This is a genomic window from Arthrobacter sp. Y3221157, assembly GCF_059089865.1.
Genome location: NZ_JBNHFD010000124.1, coordinates 1 through 6,806, shown reverse-complemented (window position 1 = coordinate 6,806; position 6,806 = coordinate 1). Strand labels below are relative to the sequence as shown.

The 6,806-nt window shown below is 68.0% G+C and carries 7 protein-coding genes; 1 reads left to right on the top strand and 6 read right to left on the bottom strand.

Annotated features, from left to right (window positions below):
• The 5 genes from alaS to AC5RTT_RS19090 form a co-directional block, all read right to left on the bottom strand.
• Positions 1–2,545: alanine--tRNA ligase (gene alaS, locus AC5RTT_RS19110; RefSeq protein WP_494146506.1), on the bottom strand; the 2,545-nt coding region annotated here is incomplete at its 3' end.
• 121 nt (positions 2,546–2,666) lie between these two features.
• Positions 2,667–2,894, bottom strand: coding sequence for a DUF6167 family protein (locus AC5RTT_RS19105; protein ID WP_235046815.1), 228 nt, complete (start codon positions 2,892–2,894; stop codon positions 2,667–2,669).
• A 17-nt stretch (positions 2,895–2,911) separates the two neighbouring features.
• The gene (locus AC5RTT_RS19100) at positions 2,912–3,286 is read right to left on the bottom strand and encodes a DUF948 domain-containing protein (protein WP_079596215.1); all 375 of its coding nucleotides are present in this window, start codon (positions 3,284–3,286) and stop codon (positions 2,912–2,914) included.
• A 143-nt stretch (positions 3,287–3,429) separates the two neighbouring features.
• Positions 3,430–4,056 carry a 30S ribosomal protein S4 gene (gene rpsD / locus AC5RTT_RS19095; RefSeq protein WP_043454433.1) on the bottom strand — a complete coding sequence of 209 codons (627 nt, stop codon included), beginning with the start codon at positions 4,054–4,056 and terminating at the stop codon, positions 3,430–3,432.
• A 170-nt stretch (positions 4,057–4,226) separates the two neighbouring features.
• Positions 4,227–5,654 (bottom strand): replication-associated recombination protein A, encoded by a 1,428-nt coding sequence (locus AC5RTT_RS19090; RefSeq protein WP_494146505.1) that lies wholly within the window; start codon positions 5,652–5,654, stop codon positions 4,227–4,229.
• A gap of 64 nt (positions 5,655–5,718) precedes the next feature.
• On the opposite strand from AC5RTT_RS19090, the gene AC5RTT_RS19085 reads away from it, so the two are divergent.
• Complete coding sequence (locus AC5RTT_RS19085; protein WP_494146504.1) at positions 5,719–6,393, top strand: acVLRF1 family peptidyl-tRNA hydrolase; 675 nt, start codon at positions 5,719–5,721, stop codon at positions 6,391–6,393.
• Positions 6,394–6,404: 11 nt separating this feature from the next.
• On the opposite strand, the gene AC5RTT_RS19080 is transcribed toward AC5RTT_RS19085, so the two are convergent.
• A partial coding sequence (locus AC5RTT_RS19080) for a GNAT family N-acetyltransferase (RefSeq protein WP_494146503.1) occupies positions 6,405–6,806 on the bottom strand: 402 nt, incomplete at its 5' end.

Sequence of the window (6,806 nt, the reverse complement as noted above, 5' to 3'; positions counted from 1 at the left end):
GGGCACCTGCCTTCACGCCGGCGTCGCGCGCTGCTTCGTTGGTGGCCACAAGGATGACGGGGCGGTCGTTGGCCACGCCCGCCACGGCCACAGTGGCCGCTGCGGAGCCCAGGCGGTTCCGCAGGTCCAAGGCCAGGCCGCGCAGGTCATCGGCGCCGCTGACCGTGCCGGCATCATGGGCGATCACGCTGACACCGGCGGCGTCCCGGGCGCTGTTGACAAGCTGGGCTGCGGCTGCCGCCAATTGCTCCTTACGCAGGCGCTCCAGTTCCTTCTCGGTCGCCTTGAGCTTGGCGAGGGTGGCGGCGATCCGGTCAGCCAGCTGCCCGGAGGGCACCTTCAGCATTTCGGTGAGTTCCGTCACCAGCGCCCGCTCTGCCGCAAGGTGCCGGAACGCGTCCATGCCCACGAAAGCCTCCACGCGGCGGTTTCCCGAACCCACGGACTGTTCGCCAAGCAGGGAGAGGCTGCCAATCAGCGAGGTGTTGGCAACGTGGGTGCCGCCGCAGAGTTCGCGGGACCAGGCGCCGTCGATCTCCACCACGCGGACTTCACTGCCGTAGTTCTCGCCGAAGAGCGCCATGGCACCCATCGCCTTGGCCTCTGCCAGCGCCATCACCTTGGTTTCCACCGCGTAGTTGTTGCGGATGGCGAGGTTGGAAACTTCCTCGACTTCGGACCGGGTGGCGGTGCTCAGGCCTTCGCCCCAGGCGAAGTCGAAGCGCAGGTAGCCGGCCTTATTGAAGGAACCGCGCTGGGTGGCTTCGGGCCCCAGGATCTGGTGCAGGGCGGCGTGCACAATATGCGTTGCCGTGTGCGCCTGCTCTGCTGCGTGGCGGCGTTCACGGTCGACGGCGGCGCGCACCAGCGCGTCAGCCGGAATCTCGCCTTCGCGGACGATCGCCTTGTGCACGCTCAGTCCCTTGACGGGGCGCTGGACGTCGAGGACCTCGACGACAAAACCGTCACCGGTGATCAGGCCGGTATCGGCGGCCTGGCCGCCGGCTTCGGCGTAGAAGGGCGTCTCGCTGAGCACGAGCTCGATCTCGTCGCCGGTGGCCGCGTGGGCCACCCGCTGCCCGCCGTGGATGATGCCGCGGACCCGGGACTCGCCGTCAAGCTCGGTGTAGCCGGTGAACACCGTTTCGCCTTCGCCCAGCAGTTCCTGGAACGCGGAGATGTCCGCGTGCCCGCCCTTCTTGGCCTTGGCGTCCGCCTGGGCGCGCTTGCGCTGTTCCTGCATGAGGCTGCGGAATTCGGCCTCGTCAACCTTCAGCCCGGCTTCCTCGGCCATTTCCAGTGTCAGGTCGATCGGGAAGCCGTAGGTGTCATGCAATGTGAAGGCGTCCTCGCCGGACAGCGGCTTGCCGGCGGCCTTGGAAGCCACCACGGCTTCCTCAAGCCGAGCGGTGCCGGAGGCGATGGTGCGCAGGAAGGCCTTTTCTTCGGCGTAGGCGATCCGGCTGATCCGGTCGAAGTCGGTCTCCACCACCGGGTAGACGCCCTTCATCGCGTCGCGGGACGCGGGAAGGAGTTCAGGCAGGCAGGCCTGCTCAACGCCCAGAAGCCGCATGGCACGCACGGCGCGGCGGATGAGACGGCGCAGGACATAGCCGCGTCCCTCGTTGGACGGGACCACGCCGTCGGCGATCAGCATGAGGGCTGACCGGATGTGGTCGGCCACCACGCGCATGCGGACATCGTCCGTGTGGTGCGGGTCGTCGTCGGACTCGGCGGAGGTGTATTCCTTGCCGGACAGCCCGGCAGCTTTGTCGATGACGGGACGGACCTGGTCGGTCTCGTACATGTTCTCGACGCCCTGCAGGATCATCGCCAGGCGTTCCATGCCCAGGCCGGTGTCAATGTTCTTCTTCGGCAGGTCGGCAACGATGTCGAAATCCACCTTCGAGCGGACGTTATCGATCTGGTACTGCATGAACACGAGGTTCCAGATCTCGACGTAGCGGTTGTCGTCCGCTTCGGGGCCGCCCTCCACGCCGTAGGCGGGGCCGCGGTCGTAATAGATCTCCGAGCAGGGGCCTGCGGGGCCCGGCTGGCCGGTGTGCCAGTAGTTGTCCGACTTGCCCATCTTCTGGATACGCTCGGCGGGGACACCCGTGTTCTTCAGCCACAGGTCCTTCGCTTCGTCGTCCTCCTCGTAGACCGTGACCCAGAGGCGCTCTGCCTCGAGGCCGTATCCGCCGTCGTCAACGCTGCTGGTGAGCAGTTCCCAGGCGTACTTGATGGCGTCTTCCTTGAAGTAGTCGCCGAAGGAGAAGTTTCCGCACATCTGGAAGAACGTGCCGTGCCGGGCGGTCTTGCCCACTTCCTCGATATCGCCGGTGCGGATGCACTTCTGCACGCTGGTGGCGCGGGAATAGGGGGCTTCTTCCCGGGCAGTGAGGTAGGGAATGAACGGCACCATGCCGGCAACCGTGAACAGCAGCGAGGGGTCGCTGGAGACCAGCGACGCGGAGGGAACCGCCGTGTGGCCCTTGCTGACAAAAAAGTCCACCCAGCGCTTTGTGATCTCCTGCGACTTCATGAGCTGTTTACTTACCCTTCTTGGTCCGCGCACCGGCGCGGATAGTTCGTTCAGTTGGCAGGAGTCCAGGGACGGATCCTGCCGGTTTTGTTCCGGCCGGCAAAGGCTGGCTGCCTGCCGGTCAGTGGCGGGCGGCTTCCGCCTCGACGCCCAGGGCGGCGCGAAGGTCGGTTTCCCGTTCGCGCATGCCGTCGCGGACGGCGTCGGCAAATTCGTAAACGCCGTCAGCGAGCCGGCCCACCGCCCGGTTAAGGCCTTCCGGCCCCAGGCTGGACTGCGCCTCGCTTACTTTGCGGAAGGCGATGATTCCGATCGCGACGCCGATTCCCATCCAGACAAGTCGTTTCATTTTTGTTCTTTCGGGACTTAGCGGCTGCGGCGGCCGGCTGCGGGCTTCTTGCGGTTGGCCAGCGCGGTGCGCACGCCGTAGCTGAACGCCGCCACCTTGATCAGCGGCGACCCTACCGTGGCGGCAACCAGGGAGGACAGCGCGGAGAGGTTCGCGGACGCGTCCGAGACGTTGGAGGAAATGCCGTCCACCTTCTTGAGCTGCTGGTTGGTGGTGGAAACCGTGGCGGTGACCTCGTCCATCAGGGGCGTGGCGCCGTCGCTGATGGACCTGATGGCCGTCCGCACCTCGTCAAACACCTTCCCCAGCTTCAGGATGGGCACGGCGAGCAGCAGCACCAGGAGCGCAAATACCCCGGCAGCGATCAGGCCGGCGATATCGCCACCAGACATAGACGTTCATCTCCTCGAATTCTGTGGTTTGGTCCATCCTGCGCGCGCCCAGGAAGCGCGTTCTTGCAGATGTCCCCCAAGTACCTTACATACAAAGAAGCCCGCGGCGCTTGCCACGGGCTTCTTTGGATACGCTGCTGGGATTAGCGTGCGTAGAATTCGACGACGAGCTGCTCTTCGCAGGTCACCGGGATTTCGGAGCGCTTGGGGCGGCGGACCAGGCGGGCCTGCAGTGCCTCGAGCTTGACGTCCAGGTAAGCGGGGACGGCAGGCAGGACGTCGCGGTGGGCGCCGGCTGCTGCAACCTGGAGCGGAACCATGGTTTCGCTGCGGCTGTGGACGTGGACCAGCTGGCCCTCGCCGACGCGGAACGACGGACGGTCCACGCGGATGCCGTCAACCATGATGTGGCGGTGCACAACCAGCTGGCGGGCCTGGGCGATGGTGCGGGCGAAGCCGGCACGCAGGACCAGGGCGTCAAGGCGCATTTCGAGCAGTTCGATGAGGTTTTCACCGGTCAGGCCCTTGGTGCGGCGGGCTTCTTCGAAGGCACGGGTCATCTGTGCTTCGCGGATGCCGTACTGGGCGCGCAGGCGCTGCTTTTCGCGCAGACGTACGGCGTAGTCGGAGTCCTGCTTCTTGCGGGCACGGCCATGCTCACCGGGGCCGTACGGGCGGCGCTCCATGTACTTGGCGGCCTTGGGGGTCAAAGCGATGCCGAGGGACCGCGAGAGGCGGGCCTGACGGCGAGCACGAGTGTTGTTAGCCACTTGTGTCCTTCCAATATCTGCGGTGTGTCAGTGTTACTGGCCTCCACGATGGAGAGCATCGGCCAACCGCTGCCTTTTGCTACTGGGCACAGGGCATAACCTACTCGAAGGAAATTCAAGGGGATTGTGCGTCCGTGCCTTGCCAGACAAACATCCATCCTACCATGGGGCTACTTCCCCCGGACAATCCTCCGCAGGCGCTCCAGCCGCACCGCGATGTCCCGCTCGGCGCCGTTGGCCGTTGGCCGGTAGTAGTCCTTCCCCACCAGGTCGTCCGGCGGGTACTGCTGGGTCGCTACCGCGTGCGGGGCGTCATGGGCGTACTTGTAGCCCAGGCCGTGGCCCAGCTGTTTGGAACCCGGGTAGTGCGCGTCGCGCAGGTGCGCGGGGATGCCGTTGCCCATGCCTGCGCGGACATCCGCGATGGCCTGGTTGATGCCCATGTAGGCGGCGTTGGACTTCGGCGCCGTGGCAAGGTGCACCACCGCCTCCGCCAGGATGATCCTGCCCTCGGGCATGCCGATGAGCTGGACCGCCTGGGCCGCGGCGACGGCTGTCTGCAGCGCGGTGGGATCGGCCATGCCCACGTCTTCGGCAGCGGAGATCACGATCCGCCGGGCCACGAAGCGCGGGTCCTCCCCCGCTTCGAGCATGCGGGCCAGATAGTGGAGCGCGGCGTCGACGTCGGATCCCCTGATTGATTTGATGAAGGCGCTGGCAACGTCGTAGTGCTGGTCTCCGGCGCGGTCGTAACGGACGGCCGCCACGTCCAGGGCCCGCTCGGTGTGCTTGAGTTCCACCTTCACCGGGCCGTCGTCGCCGGCGGCGTCATCGGCGTCCCCGAAAGCCACGCCTGCAGCCGCTTCCAGGGCGGTCAGTGCGCGCCGGGCGTCGCCGCCGGAAAGCCGGACCAGGTGGGCCAGCGCCTCGTCATCGAGTTCGGCCTTGCCGTCGAGGCCGCGCGCATCCTGCACCGCCCGGACCAGGAGCCCTTCGATGTCCGCGTCAGTGAGCGGCTTGAGGGTCAGCAGCAGGGAGCGTGACAGCAGCGGGGACACTACCGAGAAGGACGGGTTTTCCGTGGTGGCGGCCACCAGGACCACCCAGCGGTTTTCGACGCCGGGAAGCAGCGCGTCCTGCTGGGCCTTGTTGAAGCGGTGGATCTCGTCCAGAAACAGGACCGTGGTGGTCTTATAGAGGTCGCGGGCGGTGAGGGCCTCGTCCATCACCCGGCGGACGTCCTTGACTCCGGCGGTGATGGCTGACAGCTCAACGAACTTCCGGCCCGGACCGCGGGCGATGACGTGCGCCAGGGTGGTTTTTCCCGTGCCCGGCGGCCCCCAGAGGATTAATGAACTGGGTCCGGCGGGGCCGGACGTGTCCGCTCCCGCTCCGGCAGCGAGCTGGCGCAGGGGCGAGCCCTGGCCCAGGAGGTGCTGCTGGCCAACCACCTCATCGAGGGTGCGCGGACGCATCCGGACGGCGAGCGGACCGCGCGGGGAGGCACTGCCCGCTCCCCCGGCACTCCGGCGGGCGGCTGGCGCACCGTCGTCGCCGTCGTCGTCATTGCCCGGCCCGTGCCCGAAGAGATCTTCCACATAGATAGGCTACTTGGACTCGTCCCGCTTTCCCGCCGCCAGCCAACTTCCGAAGGATGCCGCCATGACCCAACCGAAATCCCCCGGCGTCCGGTCACAGTCTGTCCGGACGGCATTCGTGCCGGGCAGCCGCCTTGCCGGCTGGGCCGAGCGGTTTGCTGCCTCGCACGGCGGGTACGGCGTCTCGGATGACGACGACGGGCTGCGGCTGGTCGCCGGCGACGGCGCCTCCGCGCTGCTGCAGGCACCCTGGCCGGCGGACGGGCGGCCCGGCCGGGGCACCGACGCCCTCGAACGGCTGGCCAGCCTCGCGGCCCAGCCGCGGCGGCTTGGACTGCTCCTGGTCAGGCGCGGCGGCTACGGCATCGGCGTCGCCGCGGAAGGGGAACTGCTGGCCGCCAAGGCGGGAACGCGGTATGTCCAGGGCAAGACGGCCGCCGGGGGCCAGTCCCAGCAGAGGTTTGCCCGGCGCCGGGCCAACCAGGCGGATGCTCTGGTGGAAGCGGTGGCGCAGCAGGCGGCGGAGGTGTTCGGCCGGGAAGCCTTCGAGTACGTGGTCCCCGGCGGTGACCGGGCCCTGGCTGACCTGGTCCTCGGGCATCCGGCTTTGAAGGACTATGCGCGTCTGCCCCGGCTGCCCTACCTCGACGTCCCCGAACCGCGGCTGGCTGTACTGAAGAAAGCTGCCGCGGACGCCTGCTCTGTCCGGGTGCAGGTAATCGACACGCCGTCCTCCTAGCGGATTCCTGCTCAGCAGCCCGTCGGTGCGCGCCGCGGCCGTTCCTGCCGGTACAGGTAGCGGCCGGCCTCCCGGAAACCGGCCCGGGCGTAGAGCTCCTGGGCGGACTGGTTTGCGGCGGTCACCAGCAGCCAGTAGCCGTCCAGCTCCTGGGCGGAACCGGCGTTGAGCAGCGCGCGCAGGACGCTGGTGCCATAGCCGCGCCGGCGTACGTCCGGCAGCGTGGCCATGCAGTAGATGCCGCCCCGCTGCACTGCTTCCCCGCCCCGCTGCGCTGCGTCCCCGCCGGGAATGGCGAGGCGTCCGACGGCGGGCGGGCGGGCGCCGGCGGGCCACCCCCGCGCGGGCAGGGGCGGGGCGCCCGGGAGGTTGTCCCGGGCGGACGCGAGGGCCTCCGCGCCCCCCCCGCCCGG